This is a genomic window from Pauljensenia sp. UMB0895, from assembly GCF_030218905.1.
GTDB lineage: Bacteria > Actinomycetota > Actinomycetes > Actinomycetales > Actinomycetaceae > Pauljensenia > Pauljensenia turicensis_A.
On record NZ_JASOQR010000003.1, the window covers coordinates 89,157 to 113,059 of the forward strand.

General features: G+C 58.1%; 21 protein-coding genes and 3 tRNA genes. 20 read left to right on the forward strand and 4 right to left on the reverse strand.

From position 1 onward, the window contains the following. The first annotated feature begins 12 nt into the window (after positions 1 to 12). From QP503_RS02800 to htpX, 16 genes are all read left to right on the forward strand, one after another. A complete protein-coding gene (locus QP503_RS02800; protein WP_006680799.1) occupies positions 13 to 567 on the forward strand; it encodes an NADH-quinone oxidoreductase subunit B in 555 nt (184 codons plus the stop codon). Then, a complete protein-coding gene (locus tag QP503_RS02805; protein WP_006680800.1) occupies positions 564 to 1,280 on the forward strand; it encodes an NADH-quinone oxidoreductase subunit C in 717 nt (238 codons plus the stop codon). Before QP503_RS02800 ends, QP503_RS02805 begins: the two co-directional genes overlap by 4 nt. Continuing rightward, entirely contained in the window at positions 1,280 to 2,629 is a 1,350-nt protein-coding gene (locus tag QP503_RS02810) for an NADH-quinone oxidoreductase subunit D (RefSeq protein WP_103632678.1), read from the forward strand. Before QP503_RS02805 ends, QP503_RS02810 begins: the two co-directional genes overlap by 1 nt. Then, positions 2,626 to 3,327, forward strand: a complete 702-nt coding sequence (nuoE, locus tag QP503_RS02815; RefSeq protein ID WP_103632679.1) for an NADH-quinone oxidoreductase subunit NuoE — start codon at positions 2,626 to 2,628, stop codon at positions 3,325 to 3,327. Before QP503_RS02810 ends, nuoE begins: the two co-directional genes overlap by 4 nt. After that, entirely contained in the window at positions 3,324 to 4,625 is a 1,302-nt protein-coding gene (gene nuoF / locus QP503_RS02820; protein WP_103632680.1) for an NADH-quinone oxidoreductase subunit NuoF, read from the forward strand. The genes nuoE and nuoF overlap by 4 nt, the downstream gene beginning before the upstream one ends. After that, a complete protein-coding gene (locus tag QP503_RS02825; protein ID WP_006680804.1) occupies positions 4,622 to 7,186 on the forward strand; it encodes an NADH-quinone oxidoreductase subunit G in 2,565 nt (854 codons plus the stop codon). Before nuoF ends, QP503_RS02825 begins: the two co-directional genes overlap by 4 nt. Beyond that, positions 7,183 to 8,493: an NADH-quinone oxidoreductase subunit NuoH gene (gene nuoH / locus QP503_RS02830; RefSeq protein ID WP_006680805.1), complete on the forward strand. Its 1,311-nt coding sequence runs from the start codon at positions 7,183 to 7,185 to the stop codon at positions 8,491 to 8,493. The genes QP503_RS02825 and nuoH overlap by 4 nt, the downstream gene beginning before the upstream one ends. Continuing rightward, complete coding sequence (nuoI, locus tag QP503_RS02835) at positions 8,486 to 9,148, forward strand: NADH-quinone oxidoreductase subunit NuoI (protein ID WP_006680806.1); 663 nt, start codon at positions 8,486 to 8,488, stop codon at positions 9,146 to 9,148. The genes nuoH and nuoI overlap by 8 nt, the downstream gene beginning before the upstream one ends. After that, positions 9,145 to 10,122, forward strand: coding sequence for an NADH-quinone oxidoreductase subunit J (locus QP503_RS02840; protein ID WP_006680807.1), 978 nt, complete (start codon positions 9,145 to 9,147; stop codon positions 10,120 to 10,122). Before nuoI ends, QP503_RS02840 begins: the two co-directional genes overlap by 4 nt. Further along, positions 10,119 to 10,418 carry an NADH-quinone oxidoreductase subunit NuoK gene (nuoK, locus tag QP503_RS02845; protein ID WP_006680808.1) on the forward strand — a complete coding sequence of 100 codons (300 nt, stop codon included), beginning with the start codon at positions 10,119 to 10,121 and terminating at the stop codon, positions 10,416 to 10,418. The genes QP503_RS02840 and nuoK overlap by 4 nt, the downstream gene beginning before the upstream one ends. A 14-nt stretch (positions 10,419 to 10,432) precedes the next feature. Further along, positions 10,433 to 12,418 (forward strand): NADH-quinone oxidoreductase subunit L, encoded by a 1,986-nt coding sequence (gene nuoL, locus QP503_RS02850; protein WP_179370155.1) that lies wholly within the window; start codon positions 10,433 to 10,435, stop codon positions 12,416 to 12,418. 24 nt (positions 12,419 to 12,442) lie between these two features. Then, positions 12,443 to 13,987 carry a complex I subunit 4 family protein gene (locus tag QP503_RS02855; RefSeq protein ID WP_103632702.1) on the forward strand — a complete coding sequence of 515 codons (1,545 nt, stop codon included), beginning with the start codon at positions 12,443 to 12,445 and terminating at the stop codon, positions 13,985 to 13,987. After that, complete coding sequence (gene nuoN, locus QP503_RS02860) at positions 13,984 to 15,552, forward strand: NADH-quinone oxidoreductase subunit NuoN (protein WP_219585633.1); 1,569 nt, start codon at positions 13,984 to 13,986, stop codon at positions 15,550 to 15,552. Before QP503_RS02855 ends, nuoN begins: the two co-directional genes overlap by 4 nt. Then, positions 15,549 to 16,556, forward strand: coding sequence for a polyprenyl synthetase family protein (locus QP503_RS02865; RefSeq protein WP_006680812.1), 1,008 nt, complete (start codon positions 15,549 to 15,551; stop codon positions 16,554 to 16,556). Before nuoN ends, QP503_RS02865 begins: the two co-directional genes overlap by 4 nt. A gap of 352 nt (positions 16,557 to 16,908) precedes the next feature. Next, positions 16,909 to 18,408: an FAD-dependent oxidoreductase gene (locus tag QP503_RS02870; protein WP_285101203.1), complete on the forward strand. Its 1,500-nt coding sequence runs from the start codon at positions 16,909 to 16,911 to the stop codon at positions 18,406 to 18,408. A 167-nt stretch (positions 18,409 to 18,575) separates the two neighbouring features. Then, entirely contained in the window at positions 18,576 to 19,451 is an 876-nt protein-coding gene (htpX, locus tag QP503_RS02875) for a zinc metalloprotease HtpX (protein ID WP_006680814.1), read from the forward strand. 151 nt (positions 19,452 to 19,602) lie between these two features. Here the strand turns inward: htpX and QP503_RS02880 are convergent, their stop codons facing one another. Then, on the reverse strand, positions 19,603 to 20,106 hold the full coding sequence (locus QP503_RS02880) for a YajQ family cyclic di-GMP-binding protein (protein ID WP_006680815.1): 504 nt from the start codon (positions 20,104 to 20,106) through the stop codon (positions 19,603 to 19,605). A 122-nt stretch (positions 20,107 to 20,228) separates the two neighbouring features. Between QP503_RS02880 and QP503_RS02885 the strand changes: the two genes are divergently transcribed. The 4 genes from QP503_RS02885 (at position 20,229) to rpmG (ending at position 20,801) form a co-directional block, all read left to right on the forward strand. Next, positions 20,229 to 20,312 (forward strand) — tRNA-Tyr (locus QP503_RS02885). 91 nt (positions 20,313 to 20,403) lie between these two features. Continuing rightward, positions 20,404 to 20,476, forward strand: a tRNA-Thr gene (locus QP503_RS02890). 28 nt (positions 20,477 to 20,504) lie between these two features. Further along, positions 20,505 to 20,581 (forward strand) — tRNA-Met (locus tag QP503_RS02895). Positions 20,582 to 20,630: 49 nt separating this feature from the next. After that, positions 20,631 to 20,801 carry a 50S ribosomal protein L33 gene (rpmG, locus tag QP503_RS02900; protein WP_006680816.1) on the forward strand — a complete coding sequence of 57 codons (171 nt, stop codon included), beginning with the start codon at positions 20,631 to 20,633 and terminating at the stop codon, positions 20,799 to 20,801. 112 nt (positions 20,802 to 20,913) lie between these two features. On the opposite strand, the gene QP503_RS02905 is transcribed toward rpmG, so the two are convergent. Genes QP503_RS02905 through phoU form a run of 3 tightly spaced genes read right to left on the reverse strand, consistent with a single transcriptional unit; the run spans position 20,914 to position 23,897 of the window. Next, a complete protein-coding gene (locus QP503_RS02905; RefSeq protein ID WP_006680817.1) occupies positions 20,914 to 22,593 on the reverse strand; it encodes a sensor histidine kinase in 1,680 nt (559 codons plus the stop codon). Next, a complete protein-coding gene (locus QP503_RS02910) occupies positions 22,575 to 23,249 on the reverse strand; it encodes a response regulator transcription factor (protein WP_006680818.1) in 675 nt (224 codons plus the stop codon). The genes QP503_RS02905 and QP503_RS02910 overlap by 19 nt, the downstream gene beginning before the upstream one ends. Then, positions 23,250 to 23,897, reverse strand: coding sequence for a phosphate signaling complex protein PhoU (gene phoU, locus QP503_RS02915; protein ID WP_006680819.1), 648 nt, complete (start codon positions 23,895 to 23,897; stop codon positions 23,250 to 23,252). It abuts the gene before it with no gap. Positions 23,898 to 23,903: the final 6 nt, after the last annotated feature.

Sequence of the window (23,903 nt, forward strand, 5' to 3'; positions counted from 1 at the left end):
AGGAGCAGATAAATGGGTCTTGAAGAAAGCCTGCCCGCTGGCGTTGCGCTGACAAGCATCGAGAAGGTTCTCGGCCTTGCACGCAAGTACAGCCAATGGCCGGTCACCATGGGTCTGGCATGTTGTGCTATTGAAATGATGGCAGCCGGCACACCTCGATTCGATATGTCCCGCTTCGGTCTGGAAGTTTTCCGCGCATCGCCGCGTCACTCGGACATGATGATCGTTTCAGGTCGTGTCAGCCACAAGATGGCTCCCGTTATTCGTCGTGTCTACGACTCTATGCCGGAACCCAAATGGGTTATTTCGATGGGTGCATGCGCATCATCGGGCGGCATGTTCAACAACTACGCCGTCGTTCAGGGATGCGATCACATCGTTCCCGTCGACGTCTACCTGCCTGGGTGCCCGCCCCGTCCCGAGGCCCTGATTCACGCGGTTCTGACACTGCGCGAACAGATTGGTAAGGAACCACTCGGCGTTCACCGTCAGGAAATTGCCCGCAAGGCTGAGCAGGCAGCTCTCGCCGCAACGCCCACCCACCAGATGAAGGGACTCCTCGCATGAGTGACGAAATCGTCACCCCGGACGACTCCCAAGTCGTAGCCAAAGCCCCGCAGCGTGCGTTCGGTGCACCCGAACTGATGACGCGTCGCGAAGGCATGTTCCCCGATACGACCGGATTTTCCGGCCTGGTGAAGGAATCTTTCCTTCCCGGTGAAACGCCACGCCCCTACGGTGGCTGGTTCGACAACACAGTCGACATTCTTGAAGAACTGATCGAAGCCGACGGTCTGAAGGTTGAAGAGGTCATCGAAAAGGTTGTTGTCGACCGCGGTGAACTGACAATCTTCATCGTCCGCGATCATATTGCTCGCGTTGCAAAGTACCTGCGTGACGATGCAGATCTTCGTTTCGAGCTCTGCCTTGGCACGAACGGTGTTCACTACCCGTCAGACGAGGGTCGCGAACTCCACGCGATCTACCCGCTGATGTCGATCACCTACAACCGCAACATTCGTCTTGAGGTCACGTGCCCCGATGGCGACCCGCACATTCCCTCCATCGTTTCTGTCTACCCGGCAAACGACTGGCAGGAACGTGAAACCTGGGACCTCATCGGCATCATCTTCGACGGTCACCCGTCGCTGACTCGTACCGCACTGCCTGACGACTGGGTAGGACACCCCCAGCGCAAGGATTACCCGCTTGGTGGCGTCCCCGTTGAATACAAGGGCGCAACAGTTCCGCCTGCAGACACGCGGAGGTCATACAACTGATGAGCACACCACACTTCCACGCGGCGGCTTCTTCAGCCCCGCTGAATATGGACGAAGTTCCCGAGGTCATGACTCAGGGTGGCGACTGGAAGGACGTTCTGAACGAAATCGAAAAGATTTCCTCCGAGCGCATCGTCGTTAACCTTGGCCCGGTTCACCCGGCAACCCATGGCGTTCTGCGTCTGATCCTCGAACTCGACGGTGAAACCGTTCGCGAAACCCGCGTTGACACCGGCTACCTTCATACCGGCATTGAGAAGACGATGGAATACCGTACGTGGACGCAGGGCGTGACGCTCTGTACCCGTATGGACTACGTTGCCCCGATCTTCCAGGAAGCCGTCTACTGCCTCGGCGTTGAAAAGCTCCTGGGCATCACGGATGACATTCCGGAGCGCGCGAACCTGATTCGCATCATGATGATGGAGCTCTGCCGCATCGCCTCGCACCTCGTCGCTATCGGTTCGACCGGTAACGAAATGGGTGCAACGACGATCATGACGATCGCATTCCGCGGTCGTGAAGAGATCCTCCGCATCTTTGAACGCATCACCGGCCTGCGTATGAACAATGCGTACATCCGCCCCGGTGGTGTCGCACAGGACATTGGCGAAGGCACCGTTGACTACATCCGTGAGCTTCTTCCGAAGGCTCGTCGCGATATTGGCGAGCTCGAAGACCTGACGAAGCAGAACCCGATCTTCAAGAAGCGTCTGTGCGACGTGGCCGTCATGCCACTGTCCGCTCTGATGGCTCTTGGCACGACCGGCCCGGGCGTCCGCGCCGCTGGCTTGCCACTCGACCTTCGTAAGTCCCAGCCCTACTGTGGTTACGAACAGCTCGAGTTCGACATTCCGACGCGCGACAAGTCAGACGTCTACAACCGTGTCATGGTTCGTTTCGACGAGTGCTACGAGTCTCTGCGCATCATCTACCAGGTCCTCGATCGTCTTGAGAAGTGCGAAGGTGCTCCCGTGATGGTCGCGGATCCGGCGATTGCATGGCCCGCACAGCTGTCGGTGGCAACCGACGGTCAGGGCAACTCGTTGCAGCACATCTCCGAGATCATGGGCTCCTCGATGGAATCCCTGATCCACCACTTCAAGCTTGTGACCGAAGGTTTCAAGGTCCCCGCTGGTCAGGTGTACCAGCAGGTTGAGCACGCAAAGGGCATCATCGGTGTTCACCTCGTTTCTGACGGTGGCACCCGCCCGTTCCGCGCCCACTTCCGTGACCCCTCGTTCGCAAACCTTCAAGCCATGGCAATGATGACCGAAGGTGGCCAGCTGGCCGACGTCGTCGTTGCACTTGCTGCCATCGACCCGGTGCTGGGAGGCGTTGACCGATGAGCTACACGCAGGAAGTTGAAGCCCGCCTGAGGGCTGAATCCGCAGAAATTATTGGCCGTTACCCGACAGGGCACGCACGTTCGGCTCTTCTTCCGATGCTGCACCTGGTGCAGTCCGAAGACGGCTACGTCAGCCCCGACGGTATCGCCCTGGTCGCCGACATTCTGGGCTTGTCGCGTCCAGAGGTCAGTGCCGTTGCAACGTTCTACACGCAGTACAAGCGTCACCCCAACGGTGACTACTTGGTTGGTGTGTGCACGAACGCGCTCTGCGCAGTTATGGGCGGCGACGCGATTTGGGATGCTGTTTCCGAACACGTTGGTGTGGGAAGCGACGAAACCAACGAATCTGGTCGCATCACCCTTGAGCGCATCGAATGCAACGCGGCCTGCGATTATGCGCCGGTTGTCATGGTCAACTGGGAGTTCTTCGACAATCAGACGCCCGAATCGGCACTTGCTCTGGTCGATGACCTCGAAGCTGGTCGCCCCGTCCACCCGACGCGTGGCGCTGCGGTTGCCCCGACCTTCAAGGAAGTTGAGCACACACTCGCGGGCTTCCTTGATGGCCATGAAAACGAAGGTCCGTCCGCCGGTGAGCCGTCCCTGCTGGGTTGCAAGCTCGCCGCGGAAAATGACTGGACCGAGCCGGTTGCTGTTGCTGGCACCGAAGGTGAGCAGGGAGGCGAACAGGCATGACAACATTTGTAGCTCCTGGGCCCCTCACGCCGATCGTTACGAACGGTTGGGGTGAAGACCAGTCGTGGACTCTCGCTTCGTACCTGAAGCGCGGTGGCTACGAGGGTCTGAAGAAGGCCAACACTCTTGAAGCGGGCGACATCGTCCAGATCGTGAAGGACTCCGGTCTTCGCGGTCGTGGTGGCGCAGGCTTCCCGACGGGCCTCAAGTGGTCTTTCCTTCCACCAGATGACGGCAAGCCTCGCTACCTCGTTGTCAACGCTGACGAGTCCGAGCCGGGTACGTGCAAGGACATCCCGACCATCATGGCGAACCCGCATGTTCTGGTTGAAGGCATCGCGATTACCAGTCGCGCCATCAACTGCAGGCACGCGTTCGTTTACCTGCGTGGTGAGGTCGTCCACGTATACCGTCGTCTGCTGAACGCTATTAAAGAGGCAACCGATGCCGGTCTGCTCGGCGATCTGAAGATCACCGCTCACGCTGGTGCTGGCGCCTATATTTGCGGTGAGGAAACAGCGCTCCTCGATTCGCTCGAGGGCCGTCGTGGCCACCCGCGTTTGAAGCCACCGTTCCCGGCAGTCGCAGGTCTGTACGCCCGCCCGACCGTTGTGAACAACGTTGAGTCGATCTCTCAGGTCGTTGGTGTCTTCCGCAATTCGCCGGAATGGTACGCATCGATGGGCACGGAAAAGTCGAAGGGGCACGGCATCTTCTCCGTTTCCGGCCACGTGAACAATCCGGGGCAGTTCGAGGCTCCGTTCGGTATCACGATGCGTGAACTGATCGAGATGGCCGGCGGTATCCGTGATGGTCATCAGCTGAAGTTCTGGACTCCCGGTGGCTCCTCCACCCCGATCTTCACCGAAGCTGAACTTGATACCCCGCTCGACTACGAGTCGGTCGGCGCTGCAGGTTCGATGCTCGGTACCCGAGCCCTGCAGGTCTTTGACGAGACCGTGTCGGTGGTTCGCGTGGTCACTCGCTGGATCGAGTTCTACCAGCACGAATCCTGCGGTAAGTGCACGCCCTGCCGTGAAGGTACGTACTGGCTCAAGCAGATCATGTACCGCCTCGAAAAGGGCCAGGGTCTTCCCGGAGACGTTGACCTGCTGGGCGAGATCGCGAACAACATTGCCGGCCGTAGCTTCTGCGCCCTTGGCGATGCCGCTGCAACGCCGGTCAAGTCGGGTATTCAGCGATTCCGCGAAGAGTTCGAAGCCGGTCTGACTACTCCGGCCAATGAGCTCTTCCCCTACGAGGCATCCGCCATCTACGCTAGAGGAGGTGTCCGATGAGCGACGCTCCCAACATGGTTGATGTCGTCATTGATGATGTCACTGTCGCCGTCCCGCAGGGCACGCTTGTTATTCGTGCAGCAGAGCAGGCCGGAATTCGTATTCCGCGCTTCTGCGACCATCCGCTTCTGGCACCGGTTGCTGCGTGCCGTCAGTGTTTGGTCGAGGTCGGTATGCCCGATCGCAACACCGGCGAGCTTCGTTTCATGCCGAAGCCTCAGCCGTCATGCGCACAGACCGTCACTCCCGGAATGGTCGTCAAGACTCAGTTCACATCCGAGGTCGCCAAGAAGGCACAGCATGGCGTGATGGAGTTCCTGCTGATCAACCACCCGCTGGACTGTCCGATCTGCGATAAGGGTGGCGAGTGCCCCCTGCAGAACCAGGCAATGACCGATGGTCGCGCAAAGTCCCGTTTCGCCGATGCGAAGCGCACCTACCGCAAGCCGTTGCGTCTGACCAGCCAAATCCTGCTCGACCGCGATCGTTGCATTCTCTGCCAGCGTTGCGTGCGCTTCGGTAAGGAAATCTCCGGCGACGTGTTCATCGACCTGCAGGGTCGCGGTGGTGGTACGGCTCCGACCGACGACCACTACTTCATGGCAGAACAGATCGGCGCGTTCGACACGACTGCTCTGGACTTCCACAACCCGAAGCCGAAGAACCTGGGTAACGCCGGAATCTCCGGTCCCTACGGTGATGCGGGCATCATTGGTTCGGCAAACTCTGGTGACCTGACCGAAGCTGATCTTGATCAGACCGGTCGCCAGTTTGCGTCCTACTTCTCGGGCAACATCATTCAAATCTGCCCGGTTGGCGCACTGACCGCTTCCTCGTACCGCTTCCGCGCCCGCCCGTTCGACCTCGTGTCGACCGCGTCGGTCGCCGAGCATGATGCTTCCGGTTCTGCACTCCGCGTCGATATCCGTCGCGGTGAGGTTGTCCGTCGTATGGCCGGCAACGATCCGGAGGTCAACGAAGAGTGGATCACCGATAAGGATCGCTTCGCTTTCGAGTGGGACAAGCAGGATCGCCTGGTCACCCCGCTGGTTCGCGAAGACGGCATACTGGTTCCGACCTCGTGGTCGGATGCTCTTGACCGTGTCCGTAAGGGTCTCGAAGCTGCGGATCAGACGGGCTTCCTGCCCGGCGGTCGCCTGAGTTTCGAAGATGCCTGGGCATGGAGCAAGTTCGCTCGCACCGTCATCGGCTCCGATTCGATCGACGCTCGCGTTCGCACGATTTCCGCTGAAGAGACCTCGTTCTTGGCTTCGAAGGTTGCTGGTACTGGTCTTGGCGTCACCTACACCGACCTTGAAAATGCGGGGCAAGTCCTGCTGGTCGGCCTCGAACCTGAAGATGAAGCGGGCGCGATCTTCCTGCGCCTGCGCAAGGGTGTTCGTAAGGGTGGCGTGAAGGTTGCGACGGTTGCTCCGTTCACCACGAACGGTAGTGCGAAGATGAGCGCGACTCTGTTGCGTGCCGCTCCTGGCACCGAGCCTGAGGTTGTTGCTTCGATTGCTGAGGGCGAACAGAACGCAGAGCTTGCAGCCGCACTGAACGGTGGCGTCATCTTGGTAGGTGAGCGCGCAGCTCGCACCCCGGGCCTGCTTTCCGCGGTTGTCGAATTGGCTGAGCGTACGGGTGCTCGTTTGCAGTGGGTGCCTCGCCGTAACGGTGATCGTGCCGCAGTCGAAGCCGGCCTGCTACCGGGCGTGTTGCCCTTTGGTCGTCAACTGGACGACGAGGCCGCGCAGGCTTCACTCGGCTGGAAGTCCTATCCGAAGGGCGCGGGCCTGGATGCTGACGCTCAGCTTGCAGGTGCCCTCGACGGCTCGGTTCAGGCACTGGTCGTCGGTGGCGTTGACTACCGCGACTTCACCGATCCGGCTCTTGCGCTTCGCGCTTTTGAAACGGTTCCGTTCCTGGTGAGCCTTGAGGTTCGTTCCTCTGAGATCACCGAGCTTGCCGACGTTGTTCTTCCGGTTGCTCCACAGTTGGAAAAGAACGGCACGTCGATCAACTGGGAAGGTCGTCTGCGCCCCTACGGTCAGGCTGTTTCCGCTCGTTCGCTGACCGACCGCGATGTTCTGGTCAAGCTGGCCGAGGAATTTGGCGAGGATCTTGGCATCCTGACGCTGACCGACCTATACGACGAGGTCAACGCCATCAGTACCTGGGACGGCGCTCGTGCCGAGTTCATGCCGGTTGCCCCGCAGGCTCCTCAAGCAGTCGGTGCTGGTCAGGCAGTTCTCGCAACGCACAAGCCGATGCTTGATGCCGGCCGTCTGCAAGATGGTGCGCCGTGGCTCGCTGGTTCTGCTCGTCGCGTGATCGCATTCGCTTCGCAGGCAACGCTGACAGGTGCCGGCGTGAATGCAGGTGAAGCCCTGACGCTTTCCACTGAACGCGGTTCCATCACACTGCCCGCGCAGATCGCGGACCTTCCCGACAACGTCGTGTGGGTTCCCGAATGCTCGCAGGGTTCTTCAGTCCATCAGTCGCTGGGTGACGCAGGTTGCCTCGTGGCTCTCAGCGCCACTGGGGAGGTGGCCCGGTGAATCTCTTGCTCAGTGCGGTGCCTGATTACACCGCAGCAGATTTCTCGCAAGAAACATGGTGGCTGACGCTCATCAAGGCCGTCTTCATCATCGTTTACCTGATCCTGAACGTTCTTCTTGCCCTCTGGGTTGAGCGTCGTGGCCTCGGTCGCATGCAGACCCGTCCGGGCCCGAACGTGGCTGGCCCGCTCGGTTTGCTCCAGGCAATCGCGGATGCAGGCAAGCTTCTGTTCAAGGAAGACATGTGGACCCGCGGAGCCGATAAGTTCTTGTACTTCATCGCTCCGGCCATCGCAGCATTCAGCGCATTCAGCGTCTTTGCCGTGATTCCGATGGGTCCGAACGTCAACCTGTTCGGCCACTCCAGCCCGCTTCAGCTGGCTGATATGCCGGTCGCAACGCTCTACATCCTGGCAATCACCTCGCTTGGCCTGTACGGCGTTGTCCTCGGCGGTTGGTCAACCCGTTCGACGCTTCCGCTCTACGGTGCGGTTCGTTCGTCCGCCCAGGTGATTTCATACGAACTCGCAATGGGTATGGCGCTTGTTTCCGTGTTCCTCATGTCGGGCACGATGTCGACCTCGCAGATCGTTGCTTCCCAAGGCCAGGTCTGGTGGGCATTTGCGCTGATCCCAGCGTTCGTTGTCTACTGCATCTCGGCTACCGGTGAAGTCAACCGTCTGCCCTTCGACCTCCCCGAAGCTGAAGGTGAACTCGTCGCCGGTCACATGACCGAATACTCGTCCATGAAGTTCGGCTGGTACTACCTATCCGAATACGTGAACATGCTCAACGTTTCCGCGGTTGCCACCACGATGTTCTTCGGTGGGTGGCACGCGCCGTGGCCACTGTCGCACGTACCGGTCATCAACGACGGCTGGTTCGGTATGCTCTGGTTCTTCCTCAAGATGTGGTTCTTCATGTTCCTCCTCATCTGGACCCGTGCAACGCTGCTCCGCTTCCGTTACGACCAGTTCATGAGCTTCGGCTGGAAGTGGCTGATGCCGATCGCTCTGGTCTGGCTGGTTGCCGTCGCCGTCGTTCGTGGCATCACCGAATGGGTTGAGGTTTCCCTGCCAGTCCTTGGCGTATCGATTGTCATCCTCTTCGCAATCATCATGCTGATTATGTGGGTCACGGATAAGGGCGAGCCTGAACCGGCCCCCAAGCCTGCAGATATGGAATACACCGGCTTCGCTGATGGCTTCCCGATCCCGCCACTTCCCGGTCAGAGTCCGGTTGAGTCCCCGCGCGCCGGCCGTGCGCCGGTCGTGGCGACTGCCTCGAAGGAGGACACCGATGAGTAAGAAGAACGATTCGAAGAATGAGGAAATGCGCTTCGAGCATGACCCGAAGGGGCCGATCGGCGAATTCTTTGCTCCGATCGCCGGCTACGGCGTCACCATCTCGTCTTTCTTCCGTCCGACCGTCACCGAGCAGTACCCGCGCGAACCCGCGCGCGTCATGCCTCGTTTCCACGGTCGTCACCAGCTGAACCGCTACGCAGATGGTTTGGAAAAGTGCATTGGCTGCGAGCTTTGCGCGTGGGCATGCCCCGCTGACGCTATCCTCGTTGAAGCAGCATCGAATACTCCCGAGGCGCAGTACAGCCCCGGCGAGCGTTTCGGCAACGTCTACCAGATCAACTACTTGCGTTGTATCTTCTGCGGTATGTGCATCGAAGCTTGCCCGACTCGTGCTCTGACGATGAGCAATGACTTCGAGCTCGCCACCTACACTCGCGCAGATGATATTTACGAAAAGCAGGATCTGCTTGTTCCTCTCTCCGATGGAATGCTCGCTCCGCCTCACCCGATGGTCGAGGGGCTGAACGATGGCGATTACTACCGCGGTGCGGTCAGTGGTGCCACCCAGTCCCAGATTGATTGGGTGAAGGAACACCGTCCTGAGGATCCGAGCCTTGCCAACGCGCGCGTGGTGGCAAAGGAGGAAGTCCGATGAATCTACTGGGTACATGGCCCGAGATGGCATCTACCGGCGAAGCCGTGCTGTTCGCATGCACCGCAATCGTCATGGTGGTGTGCGCACTGGGTGTCCTGTTCTTTAAAAAGGCCGCATACGCCGCTATCTCGATGGTCGGCGTCATGCTGGGTCTTGCAGTTCTCTACTTGACGCAACAGGCACCGTTCCTCGGTGTTGTGCAGATCGTCGTCTACACCGGCGCAATCATGATGCTCTTCCTGTTCGTCATCATGATGATTGGCATCGGTGCCACCGATGACTACGCAACGCAGTCACGCGGTTCGATTATCGCAGCAGTCATCGCGGGTCTTGGCCTTGCAGTGATCATCGCTGCCACCCTCGGCCACACGAAGTTCACGGCTGACGCAAAGGGCCTCGTCCCCGCTGACCCGTACTCGAATGAACCGATCGAATCCCTCGCAACGACGCTCTTCTCGCAGCACTGGCTGACGATGGAGGTTGCGGGCGCACTGCTCATCACCGCCGCAATCGGCGCAATGCTACTGACGCACTCCGACAACCTCGGCCCGAAGATTTCGCAGGAAGAAACCGCAAAGGCCAAGATGCGCGCATTTGCCGAATCCGGCCGACGCATCGGTCAGCTTCCGGCACCTGGCGTCTACGCACACAGCAACGCTGCTGACGTCCCGGCCATCTCCGGTGAAACCCTCGGCCCGGTCGAAGAATCCGTCCCGCGCGTGATTCGTGTTCGTGGCTTGGAGCGTTCTATCGATCAGGTCGACCACGACGTGGCACAGTCGCTCATGCTCGCCCGTACCGGCGATACCATCGACTCGCCGTTTGCACAGTTTGCATCGCAGACCGTCGAGCGTTCGGGCTCGTGGGGTATGCCTGGCCCGGCAGCGCCCACCGGCCTTGATCAGCCGGTCGGTCCCGCCGGTGTGGCTGACGCTGAAGCACCCGCACAAACCAAGGAAGAGGAGGAGAAGTGAGTCTGGCTTGGTACCTCCTGCTTGCGGGAGTGCTCTTCTCAATCGGCGCTGTTACCGTTCTGGTTCGTCGCTCCGCCATCATTTCCCTGATGGGCGTTGAGCTCATGCTGAACTCCGCGAACCTGGTGTTCGTCACCTTCGCGCGAATCTTCGGCGATGTGAACGGTGAAATTATGGCGTTCTTCGTCATGATCGTCGCGGCCGCTGAAGTCGTGGTCGGTCTGGCGATCATCGTGTCCATCTTCAAGTCACGGTCGACAACGAGCGTTGACGATATCAACCTGCTGAAGAACTGAGGGAGGAAAACAGAATGACAACATCCTTCGCTCTTCACGCGATGAACGACGGCCTTGCTGAGGTAATCGTTCCTGCCACCGGCGCAGCGTCACTGGCATGGCTGATGATTGCAATTCCGCTGGCAAGCGCAGCGATCCTGCTGTTGCTGGGTCGTTCTTCTGACCGCTGGGGTCACCTGCTGGCCACCTGCGCCTCGTGGGTATCCTTTATCGTCGGTGCCGTCATCGTCGCCCAGGTCCTGGGAGCTGATGGGGGAGCACACCGCATGGCACACACCCTGTTCACCTGGATCCCCGCGGGGGATTTCAGTGTGGACTTCGGCCTGCTGGTTGATCCGCTGTCGCTGACCTTCGTGATGCTGGTGACCTTCGTTGGTTCCCTCATTCACGTGTACGCAATCGCCTACATGGAACATGACAAGGATCGTCGCCGCTTCTTCGCCTACCTGAACCTGTTCATCGCAGCAATGCTGACCCTGGTTCTGGCTGACTCCTACGCCGTCCTCTTCGTCGGCTGGGAAGGCGTGGGCTTGGCCTCGTACCTGCTGATCGGCTTCTGGAATCACGTTCCGGCGAATGCTCGCGCTGCAAAGAAGGCGTTCGTCATGAACCGTGTCGGTGACATGGGTATGCTCGCCGCAATGATGGTCATGGTCGCAAACTTCTCGTCCGTCCGCTTCGAGGATGTGACCGAGGGTGTCGCTACGATCCCGGTTGCTCAAGCAACCGCCATCGGCATCTTCCTCCTGGTTGCTGCCTGTGGTAAGTCCGCGCAGTTCCCGTTGCAGGCATGGCTTGGTGACGCAATGGCAGGCCCGACCCCGGTTTCCGCTCTTATTCACGCGGCAACCATGGTCACCGCTGGCGTCTACTTGGTTGTTCGTTCCGGTGCCGTCTACGTTGCAGCTCCCGCGGCAGCAACTGCAGTCGCCATTATCGGTGCAATCACGCTGCTCTTCGGAGCGATCGTCGGTTCCGCAAAGGATGACATGAAGAAGGTCCTCGCGGCCTCGACCATGTCGCAGATCGGCTACATGATGCTGGGTGCGGGCCTCGGTCCGATCGGCTGGGCATTCGCAATCTTCCACCTGTTCACCCACGGCTTCTTCAAGGCACTTATGTTCCTTGGAGCCGGCTCAGTCATGCATGGCATGGCTGACCAAGTGAATATGCGTCGCTTCGGTGCCCTGCGTACCGTCATGAAGATTACGTGGGTCACGTTCATGATGGGCTGGCTGGCAATCCTCGGTGTTCCGCCGTTCTCCGGCTTCTGGTCGAAGGACAAGATCATTGAAGCAGCCTTCGCGGCGCACACCTTCGGTTCGATCGAAGCACCGTGGATCGGCTGGGTCTACGGCCTGGTTGCTCTGATCGGTGCCGGTATCACCGCGTTCTACATGTCGCGTCTGTTCTTCATGACCTTCCACGGCAGGCCGCGGTGGACGACTGAAGCGGAAGGCTCGCCGGTTCACCCGCACGAGTCCAACGCTCTCATGACCGTCCCGATGATCATCCTTGCCATTGGCGCGATCTTCATCGGTGGCCTCATGTCGATTGGTGACTTCTTCACCAACTGGTTGTCTCCCGCAATCGGTGGCGTTCACCATGGCGAACCGGTCATGCCGGTGATGGCCATTCAGATCCTGACCCTCGTCCTTGTGATTGCCGGTGCCTTCCTCGCATGGCGCATGTACGGTGCCGGCGAGGTTCCGACTGGCGTTCCTGCCGGTAATGCTCTGACCGAGGCTGCACGTCGTGACCTCTACCAGGATGACGTGAATGCCACCCTGTTCGTCGCTCCCGCTGCGGGCCTTGCAAAGCTTGCAACCGGTGGTGACCGTAAGGCAATCGACGGCGCGGTTGGTCTGGTTGCCAAGGGTTCGGCTGGTGTTGGTCGCCTGATTGCGATCACGCAGAACGGCTTCGTCCGCGCCTACGCGTCATACATCCTCGGGGGCGTTGTCGTTGCCCTCGCGATCGTCCTCGGCTTCAGGCTGTGAGGGAGTTAGACAATGGAAAACACAATGGTTGAATCCTCGTTCCCATGGCTTACCCTCCTGGTCGCTCTTCCCGCGCTGGGTGCGCTCCTGCTTGGAGTAACCCCCGCGTTGCGTAAGGGCGCAGGCAAGGGCTTTGCTCTGGTCGTCTCCCTCCTCGAACTCGGTGCTGCTATTGGCGCTGCCATGAGCTTCGACTGGGGTTCGGCTTCTATGTATCAGCTCATCGAATCCGTCTCGTGGATTCCCCAGATGGGCGTTTCATGGGCCCTCGGCGTCAACGCCTTGGCCCTGGTTATGATCCTTCTTGCTGTCATCCTGGTTCCGATCGTTTTGATCGCCGGTTGGAACGAAGATGAAAGTGAAGCGGATGCGGGCTCGTACGCGGCCCTCGTCCTCTTCCTCGAAGCGTTCATGGTCGTCATCTTCGCAGCGTGTGACCTGGTGGTCTTCTACATTGCCTTCGAAGCGATGCTGATCCCGCTGTTCCTGATGATTGGTCGTTACGGTGTCGGCCCGGTTGCCGAGCGTCATGCGGCAGCGATGAAGTTCCTGCTCTACTCGCTCGCCGGCGGTCTGGTCATGCTCGGTGGTCTGATCGCTCTTTGGGCATTCGCTCCAGAGCACTCCGACACCTTCTTCCGCCTCGACACCCTGTCCCAGGTTGCGCCGCTCCTGTCGAGCACAGTGCAGATGGGCGCGTTCGTGTCCTTCATGGTCGCCTTCGCAATCAAGGCTCCGATGGTTCCGGTTCACACCTGGCTCCCCGACACTGCCGCTGTTGCCCGTCCGGGCACGTCGGTTCTGCTCGTTGGCGTGCTGGACAAGATCGGTACCTTCGGCATGATCACCCTCTGCCTGCGCCTCTTCCCGGAAGCTTCCTTCGAAGCGCGCTGGGTCCTCTGCGCACTGGCAGTCCTGTCGATCATCTGGGGCGGTCTTGCTGCTAACGGTCAGGACGACATCATGCGCCTCGTGTCCTACACGTCCGTGTCGCACTTCGGCTTCATGGTTTTGGGTATCTTTATTGGCTCGTCGGTCGCCATGGTTGGCGCTATGTTCTACATGGTTGCTCACGGCGTTTCGATCGCAGCGATGTTTATCCTCTCCGGCTGGCTGTCGCGTCGCGGTGGCACCCAGGACATGAACGCATACTCGGGTATGCAGCGCGTCACCCCGGTTCTTGCCGGCCTCTGGCTGGTTTCCGGTCTTGCATCGATCGCACTGCCCGGTCTGTCAGGCTTCGTTCCCGAATACCTTGTCCTCATGGGTACGTGGCAGGTGAATATCGTGCTGGCGGTCTTCGCGCTACTCGGTGTGATCATCGCTGCCGTGTACGTCTTGATGCCTTACCAGCGTGTCTTCACCGGTGGCCCCGTCGCCGGCAAGGATGCACTGCCTGACTTGAACACTCGTGAAAAGTCAGTGATGGCCCCGCTGCTCATTGCAATGGTTGTTCTCGGTATCTGGTCTGCGCCACTTGTCGGTGCACTGACCCCGATCGGTGAAGATCTTGCTCTTGGCACTGCCGATACTGCCGCAACGGCAGTTCTTGAAGGGAGCTCGAATTGAATCTCTTGCAAGCAGCAAACTTTAGCGCTCCGCAGATTGCGTGGGTGACGCTCATTCCGATCATCGTCGTCTTCGGTGGCGCGGTCTTGGGTGTGCTCATCGAAGCATTTGCTCCCCGCAAGACCCGTCGCACGCTGGTCATTGCCGTCGCTCTGCTGACGACTCTGGCCGCAGGCGCGGTGCTCGCTACGCGGTGGTTCCCGGTTCTTGACAAGCCCACTTCCATTGGTGAGTACATCGAGGACCCGCTGACGATCGGTGCCCAGTTCGTCCTGACCATCGTCGCGTTCTTCGCGATCCTGGTGATGGCCGATCGCACTGTTGTTGGTGACGGCGCTTTCGCCGGTCAGCCTTCGGATCGCCCCGGTTCGCAGGATGAAGAGCGTTCCGATACTCAGAACTACCAGCGTTCGGAAATGTTCCCGCTGACCCTGTTCAGCTTGGGTGGCATGATGTTGTTCCCGGCAGCTGATTCCTACATCATGCTGTTCGTGGCTCTTGAAGTCATGTCGCTTCCGCTCTACATTCTGGCCGCCACCGCGCGTCGTCGCCGTCAGCTCAGCCAGGAAGCAGGCATGAAGTACTTCATCCTGGGTGCATTCGCATCCGGCTTCCTGCTGATGGGTTCGGCGCTCCTCTACGGTTTCACCGGCTCCCTGAAAATCTCCGATGCTGCAGCAGTCGTCCCGACCGCGAGCGGTCTTGATTGGCTGGCAGTTGTTGGCGTCTTCATGATCATGGTCGGCTTGCTGTTCAAGGTGGGTGCCGCTCCGTTCCATGCCTGGACGCCCGACGTGTACACCGGTGCTCCGACCCCGGTTACCGGCTTCATGGCGGCAGCCGTGAAGATGGCGGCCTTCGGTGCGATGGTGCGCTTCTACCAGACGATCGCAGCACTGCTTCAGTGGGACCTGGTTCCGGTTCTGATCGCAGTTGCCGTTCTGACCATGCTGGTTGGCACCTTCACCGGTATCGTTCAGACCGATGTGAAGCGTATGCTTGCCTTCTCGTCGATCGCGCACGCAGGCTTCATCCTGATCGGTGTTTTCTCGCTGGCTCAGGGCTCCGCTGGCCACGTCCTCTACTACGTGCTGGCATACGGGCTGGCAACGGTTGGCGCATTCGGTGTCATCACTCTGGTTCGCTCTGCGACTGCTGAAGGTGAACCCGGTGGCGAGGCAACGGCTCTGGATCGCTGGGCAGGCCTTGGCAAGAAGAACCCGCTGATGGCGGCATCCATGCTTGTCTTCCTACTCTCGTTTGCTGGCATTCCGTTGACGGCTGGTTTCGTTGGCAAGTTCGTCGTGTTCTCCGATGGGTTCGCCGGTGGCTTCGGCTGGCTCGTGGCGCTTGCTTTGGCGTGTTCCGCAGTGACGGCCTTCTACTACTTCCGCCTGGTTCGCCTGATGTTCTTCACCGAGCCGACTGAGAATTCAGTGGTTGTCCGTTCTGAAGGCATGACCTTCATCGCGGTCCTGATCTTGGCACTTGCGACGATTGTGCTAGGCGTCTTCCCCGGTCCCGTTTTGTCGATTCTGTCAAACATCGTCATACTTTTGCCGTGACCGTTTCTACGCCAGATCTCCATGTTCCCGACCTCGAGTCCCGAATTCTTCCGGGGCTCGAGGTCGTCGAGCGTCGCCTGTACGAATCAGTGACGGGGTCGCGTGACCTCGTTGATGACCTGACCAGCCACCTTGCTCTTGCAGGTGGGAAGCGACTTCGCCCCCTCCTCGCGCTGGTGTGCGCGCAACTGGGTGACCCGGAACGTGCGCTCAGTGACGAGGTCATTCGCGGTGCGACTGCCGTTGAAATGACGCATCTCGCGTCGCTCTATCATGATGACGTTATGGACTCAGCGCCGACCAGGCGTGGCGTTCCGTCGGCTCAGCACGTGTGGGGCAATAATCGTGCGATCCTCGCTGGTGACGTGCTTTTTGCGCGGGCGTCGATGCTGATCACGACGCTTGGTCCTGAGATGGTTCGCTACCATGCGAAGACCTTCGAACGTCTCTGCATCGGTCAGCTGAATGAAACCTTCGGTCCGACTGAAGAAGACGACCGCGTCGACTTCTACTTGAAGGTTCTGTCGGATAAGACCGGCTCGCTGGTCGCAACGGCCGCGTACTTTGGTGCGTGTCTGTCGGGTGCTTCTGATGACATTGCTGCGATCGTCTCTGAGTTCGGCGAACGCATTGGTGTGGCATTCCAGATCGCTGACGACGTCCTTGACCTTGCGTCCGATCAGTCTGGTAAGACACCGGGTACTGATCTGCGTGAGGGTGTAGACACCCTGCCGATTCTGCTCCTGCGTCGTCGTGTTGCTGAGGGCACGATCGATGAAGCGGGGAAGCAGATTCTGGCTGAACGTGACGCTGATCTGTCGTCGGATGAAGCTCTCGGTGCCCTGGTAGCGAAGATTCGTGTCCATGATTGCTTGGAGGAAACGCGTGCGCTGGCTCGTCAGTGGTCAGATAGTGCGATCGAGGTGCTCGACTCTCTGCCCGATGGTGAACCGAAGCAGGCACTCATCGCGTTTGCTCACCTGATGGTGGATCGTTTGGTCTGACTTCGACAGTTGTTTTCATCTGTGTGCCCCGTAGCTGTGACTGTGGGGCACACAGTGCTTTACGGGGAGTCTCTTCTCTTTCGCCCGAGCGTGTTTCGCACGTCAGAAGGACAGTGGGTGAGATATTGGCTGGGAGCCGGGACGAGGCCACGCTCCCTGCCAAGAGTTCGTTCGAGCCTCGTGCGCGAACCCAGCCGGAGCATCAGAGAAGGTGAAACTCTCCACCAAATGGGTGAAGCCGGTTACGAAATGGCGAGATTTGCGCGATCGACACTAGGATCAACACAGATAGATTTTCAAGTTGTCCTGTTTGCGTAAATCAAAACGCGTGGGGCTTCGAAGGGAGAACGGGTTGACTGCGCTCAACGTTGCTGTCATTGGTGCTGGTCCTGCGGGTATTTATGCCTCCGATATTTTGTCGAAGTCTGGGTTGGACGTGAACATCGACCTCTTCGAGCGTCTGCCCGCTCCCTACGGTCTGGTCCGCTACGGTGTTGCCCCCGACCACCCGCGTATTAAGCAGATCATTGTTGCCTTGTACAAGATCCTGCAGCGCGGTGACATTCGACTGCTGGGCAACGTTGAAATCGGTCGCGACGTCACGATCGATGATCTGCGCGAACACTACGATGCGGTCATTATCGCGACGGGTGCCGACCGCGATGCTCCGCTGAATATTCCCGGCGTTGATCTGCCGGAGTCCTACGGTGCAGCCGATTTCGTGTCCTGGTACGACGGCAACCCGGATTACCCGCGCACCTGGCCGCTTGAGGCGAAGGAAATCGCGGTCGTGGGTGTTGGCAATGTTGCGTTGGACGTTGCGCGGGTTCTGGCGAAGCACGCCGAAGACATGATGGTCACCGAGGTTCCTGAAAACGTCGCAGAGGGGCTGAAGAACAATCCCGTCACCGACGTGCACGTTTTCGGTCGTCGAGGTCCCGCACAGGTGAAGTTCACCCCGTTGGAACTGCGCGAACTGGGCAAGGTGCCCGACGTTGACATCATCGTTTCTGAAGAAGACTTCGACTTCGATGAGGGCAGTGAACAGGCTCTGCGCGAATCCAACCAGCAGCGCCAGGTTGTCAAGACTCTGACGAACTACGCGATGGCTGACGAGGATGAACACACGGCAAGCCGTCGCATCCACATTCACCTGTTCCAGTCGCCGGCCGAGATTGTTGCCGATGACAAGGGGCATGTGAAGGCGATTCGTACCGAGCGTACGGAGCTGACTGGCGATGGAAACGTGCGTGGCACGGGTGTCATCACGACGTGGCCGGTGCAGGCGGTTTATCGCGCTGTCGGCTACTACTCGTCGCCGATTCCTGGCCTGCCGTTCGATACTGCTCGCGGCGTTGTCCCGAACGTTGAGGGCCGAGTTGTTCCGACGCCGGAGGCGAGCGAGGACGAGGCTCTGACGGGCATGTACGCCACCGGTTGGATTAAGCGTGGTCCGGTTGGTCTGATTGGTTCGACGAAGTCTGATGCTCAGCAGACGATCTCCCACTTGGTGGAGGATGCGAATGCTGGACGTCTGCACGCGTCCTCGTCCACGGTGGGCCACGAAGCGATGGTGAACCTGCTGAACGAGCGTGGCGTCGAATTCACGACCTGGGAAGGCTGGGAACTGCTTGATGAATACGAGCGTGCACTCGGCTCCGAATACGGCGAGCTTCCCGAAGGTCGTGGCGTGCGTGAGCGCGTGAAGGTTGTTTCCCGTCGCGCGATGACAGACATTTCACGAGGTTCCGATTCGAAGCCCACTGACCTGATTGGTCAGATGGGAGAGATGGGTGTTCCTTCAGCTCCCGAGCGTTTCGATGACTACACCGGTCCGGGACGAAGCAAGTAACGTTTTCCTTGTGTGGGCGGGCAGTGCTTTTCTCAGGCCTGCCCGCCCCTTGTTTCAAGGGCAATGCTGATCCCCGCGAGGGCGCTCGTTGGCGATAAGAGGCAGATTTCAGATAGTGTTCCGATTGTTTTCAGGGCTTACCCAGACAGTTCTCATATTCTGTTTCTATGACGCAGCGTAGATATCACAACGGCTTGAAGACGGCGTTCCTGCTGGGAGGCATGTGGGCGCTTCTACTGGTGATTGGTGGTTTGATTGCCGGTTCAACCGGTCGATCAATCTGGATTTGGATCTTTGCGGGTATTGGATTGGTTCAGACCGCAGTGTCCTACTGGAACTCGGCAACAATTGCACTGCGATCAATGAACGCTTATCAGGTGACGCGGGAAGAACGGCCTGACCTGTATCGAATTGTTGAAGAGCTGGCTGCGCGTGCAAATCAGCCGGTGCCTTCCATTTGGGTCGCTCCGACTATGACTCCGAATGCGTTCGCAACGGGGCGCGACCCGAACCATGCAGCCGTGTGTTGTACCGAAGGCATCCTTGAAATATTGGGCGAGCGCGAGCTACGTGGCGTCCTGGGGCATGAACTGATGCACGTCTACAATCGTGACATCCTGACCTCGTCCGTTGCGGCGGGTATTGCTGGTCTGATCGGATCAGTCGCGCAATTCCTCATGTTCTTCGGTGGTGGGAGCAGGCGTGATGGCGAAGGCGGGGGAGTGGGCATTATCGGTTCGATCCTCATCGCCCTTCTGGCGCCGTTTGCTGCGACCCTCATTCAGTTCTCCCTGTCGCGCACCCGCGAGTTCGACGCGGACGAGGACGGATCGAAACTGACTGGAGATCCTCTGGCCTTAGCCTCCGCATTGCGCAAGCTGGAGCAGGTCACGGCACACCGTCCAATGGAACAAACTCCGGCCAACCAATCCGTTGCTGCCATGATGATCGCCAATCCCTTCGGCAAGGTGCGCAATCTGTTCTCAACGCACCCGTCAATGGATGAGCGTTGCGCGCGCCTCGAAAAAATGGCCGGCTACTGACCCTCTTCCTGTTTGCGCAACGGGCGGAACGAGGTCGCATCTGCTCGCCCAACGTGCATCACACTTGGGTGAAAGTCGTCACATGGACTGTATAAGGCGGGCGGGGTGGGAGCATTCGCTTCCACCCCGCCCGGCCTCGTGAATCGAAAAATCAGCGGTAGTTCACGAACTGTAACGCGACATCAATGTTCTCGCCGGCCGGGCCCTTCAACAGTGCAATCACAGCTTGAAGGTCATCACGAGACTTCGAAGAAACGCGAAGTTCGTCACCCTGAATCTGGGCTTTCACACCCTTCGGGCCCTCATCACGGATGAGCTTCGCGATCTTCTTCGCAGCATCCTGAGCAATACCTTCACGCAGGGGAGTGACCAACTTGTAGATCTTGCCCGACGGCTTCGGCTCGCGATCCTTATAGTCCAGGCTCTTCAAAGAAATGCCGCGACGAATCAGCTTTGTCTGCAGAACATCAAGGATTGCAAGGACTCGATCGGCGGAATTCGCTTCCATTTCAATCGCGTCACCGCTCAACTTGATCGCTGCATTAACGTTACGGAAGTCGTAACGCGTCGAAATTTCCTTCGCAGCTTGGTTCACTGCGTTATCAACTTCCTGACGATCCAACTTGGAAACAATATCGAACGAGGAATCTGCCATGGGCTTTCCCTTCCTTGTAAATGCGCGGTTCGTGGGCAGGTGAGTCCGACCAGCGGTCCGCCGATTGGCGTTGAGGATAATTTATCTGTTATTCTTCCACGGCACCGAAAAAATTGGTGCACGGCGGGGTACCCGAGCGGCCAAAGGGAGCTGACTGTAAATCAGCCGCGTAAGCTACGGGGGTTCGAATCCCTCCCCCGCCACCATCTTGGATGTATCCAAGATCCATCGTGTGAGGTCATTCTCAGACTGACAGATTGCTAAAGCAATTGGAACTGAGATAGGCTCTTTCGCGTTGCCCCGATAGCTCAGTCGGCAGAGCGTCTCCATGGTAAGGAGAAGGTCAAGGGTTCGATTCCCTTTCGGGGCTCAGGTAGCGACGAGGGTCGCGCCATTGCGGCGGGGTAGCTCAGCTGGTCAGAGCGCACGACTCATAATCGTGAGGTCGCGGGTTCGAGCCCCGCCCCCGCTACCAGATATCAGGTCGCGCGCCGACAAACTACTGAAGCAAAAGAGGACACACCGTGGCAAGCAAGTCTCAGGATGTTCGCCCCAAGATCACTCTGGCCTGCTCGGAGTGCAAGGAGCGCAACTACATCACCAAGAAGAACCGTCGTAACACGCCGGATCGTCTGGAACTCGCGAAGTACTGCCCGCGTTGCCGCAAGTCCACTGCGCACCGCGAGACTCGCTGAGTAAGCAGTAAATAATCCCCGAAGCACGTGCTTCGGGGATTTTTGTTTGCCCAGATTCTGCTCAGATTCAGGTCGCGTTGAACCGGCCTCGAAGGTACGCCGGTGGGAATGGCTAGGGGAGTTGTGCTCGCTCGAACGTGACCGCGACGGTTGTTCCCTGACCGAGGTCGCTGTCCAACGCGATCTGAGCATTGTGGTAGTTGACCGCGTGCTTAACAATCGACAGGCCCAACCCGGTTCCACCAGACTCTTTCGAATGGCTCTTATCGACGCGGTAGAATCGCTCAAAAATACGCTCCTGCTCTTCGGGGGCAATGCCGATTCCCTCGTCGCGAACATTGAGCTCAACCGTTTGATCGGTCGTAGTAACACCGATGGTGACCGTCGATGACGGGTGTGAGTACTTCAGGGCGTTATCGGCAAGATTGAATACGATTTCGTAGATCAATCGACGAATTGCGAGGATCATGCCGTCGTTTCCTTCAAGTGCAAAGCGAATATTCTTCGCCTGCGCTGAAGGCTGAAGCGTATCAACGACTTCGCGACACACAGCTAGAAGTGACACCGGCTCCTTTGGAGCATCGACTCCTTCATCTAGGTGAGAAAGCTGGATGACGTCATCAATAAGATCAACAAGACGCGATGACTCATGGCGAATATGCCCAACAAAACGAGGCAAATCCTCCCCGTCAACAAAACCGCTCTCGATCAGTTCAGCTGAGCCAATAATGCCCTGCAAAGGCGTTTTCAATTCGTGCGACACATTCGCGGTAAATTCACGGCGAATTTTTTCGTGTGTTGCTTGAACCGTCACATCGAACGCCAGAATCACCACCCCAACGGGCTGACCATCAGAATCGATCCTGCTGCAATCAAACTGGAATTCTCGATCACCTATAGGCAAACGGAGTGAAGAGAAACCAATCTTTTTTCCGCGTTCGATGCCATCCCACAACGCATGCCCGTGATGAATGGTCCGCAAGTTGGTACCGACGCAGGTGGTATCCGTGTTAAACAATCGCTGAGCTGCTGGATTGATGGATAGTACGCGATAGTTTTCGTCCAGAAGGATGAGGCCCTCGCGAATATTGCTTGTGATCAACGTGAACTCATCGCTCCGCCTGCGAACGGTCGCAAGTTGAGTCTTCAACTCATTGTGCTGAGCGTCGATACGCTCTAGCGTCGGAGTCAGCTCAACGTAGGTATCGTTCAACAGTGGCTGATCCAGATCGATGCTGTTGAGTGGCTCAATAATTCGCCGGGATATTCGATGAGCAACAAAAGCTGAGATGAGCATGGCACTCAGGATTACTGCCAGTACCGGGACGATCGCTCCAATAGCAAGGGACACGACGGTTGCCCTGCTTATTGAAATGCGAAGAATGGTGCCGTCGGGAAGGCGTTCGGCTTCGTAGAGGGTTTGCTCAGTCAGCGTCGACGAATAACGAGAGCTTGAACCATGCCCATTCGCGCGTGCCTCAGCGATCTCTTCACGGTCAAAATGGTTCTTCAGCGTAGCCGGAGCCGCCTCGCTGTCGTAGATGACACTGCCGTCGGCATCGACCCACGTCAATCGGTAGACTCCCGGCTTAAAGTCTTGCAGGTAGTTTTCTCCAGATACCTGGACGCCATGGACCGCGCACTCTAATTCGTCGCGTAACTGGTGGTCTTGAATCGACGTGAAGTAGTGCCACAGGGTGGCTGAAATGACGCAGAAAGATACCAGGAGAACCGTCGCAGACGCTCCCAAAATCGAACGGAAAACACGAGTTGTCAGTCTTTGCTTACCCACCGATACCCTACGTTCCTCAAAGTTTCGATCTTTGATGCGTACGGTCCAAGTTTTCCTCTGAGTGTGCGAATGTGCATATCCAGGGTTCTGCTATCACCGATATAGTCGGTTTCCCACACGTCCCAGAAGATTTGCTCGCGTGTGAATGCCGTTCCCGGGCGTGAAAGAAGCAGTCGCAATAGAGCGAATTCTTTCGCAGTTAGGAAGATGCGTTCGTCGCCGATAAAGACTGTATACTCATCGAAGTTCACGACGAGATCACCGTGGGTGAAGACATCCGCAAGACGGTCTGGTTCTGTGCGACGTAAAACAGCTTTCACTCGTGAAACGAGTTCGAGCACGGAGAACGGCTTCACCAGATAATCGTCGGCTCCCATGTCAAGAGTCTTAATCTTGTCGAACTCTTGGCCCTTTGCGGTTGCCATGATGACGGGTAAATCTTTGAGCGTGGATGATGCGCGCATACGACGGAGTAACTCAATGCCATCGATGCCAGGAAGCATGACGTCAAGAACGACCAGCTGGGGACGTTCTTTCTGCAGGGCTTCCCAAAACGACGTGCCATCGTCGAAACTGCGAGCTTCGAAGCCGGTAGCGCGCAGAGTATGCACTTCGATATCTCGAGTGCTGGCATCGTCTTCGACACACCAAATCAATTAGATTTCATCCTCGTGTTGTCCCGTGACGGAGAAAACAATCCACTCCGCAATGTTCGTGGCGTGATCGCCGATACGTTCAAAATACTTTGCAATGATCAATAAATCGAGCGCAAGCTCTCCGTCGGTCGAACCGTTCGCAATCATGTGAATGATATTTGATTTCATCTGATTGAAATAGGAATCTACGATGTCGTCATCGGCCACAACACCCAGCGCTTTATCGACATCGCGGGCAACGAACGCCTGGATCGCGTTGGAGAGCATGGAACGTGTTGCTTCAGCCATCATGCTGGTCGTATCAATGTCAGGCAGGTGCCGTCCGTTAAAGAAGGCGACGATTTCGGTGATCTCTTGTGCTTGATCGCCAATTCGTTTCATGTCGGTGATCATCTTTAACGCGGCCGAGACAAGATGCAGGTCTTTCGCAACAGGTTGTTCGTGCAGAACAAGGGCAAGACACCTGCGTTCGATTGTGCGCTCTGTTTGCCGGATTTCTTCGGAGAGTTCTTGGACGTACTGGATCGACTCGATATTGCCCAACGCGAGAGCCTTTTCAGCTCCCAATATTGCTTCTTCACATAGTGACCCCATGGTGATGAGTTCGCTGGTCAGTGTGTTCAGGTGGCGTTCAAATTTGATTCTCATTGGGAT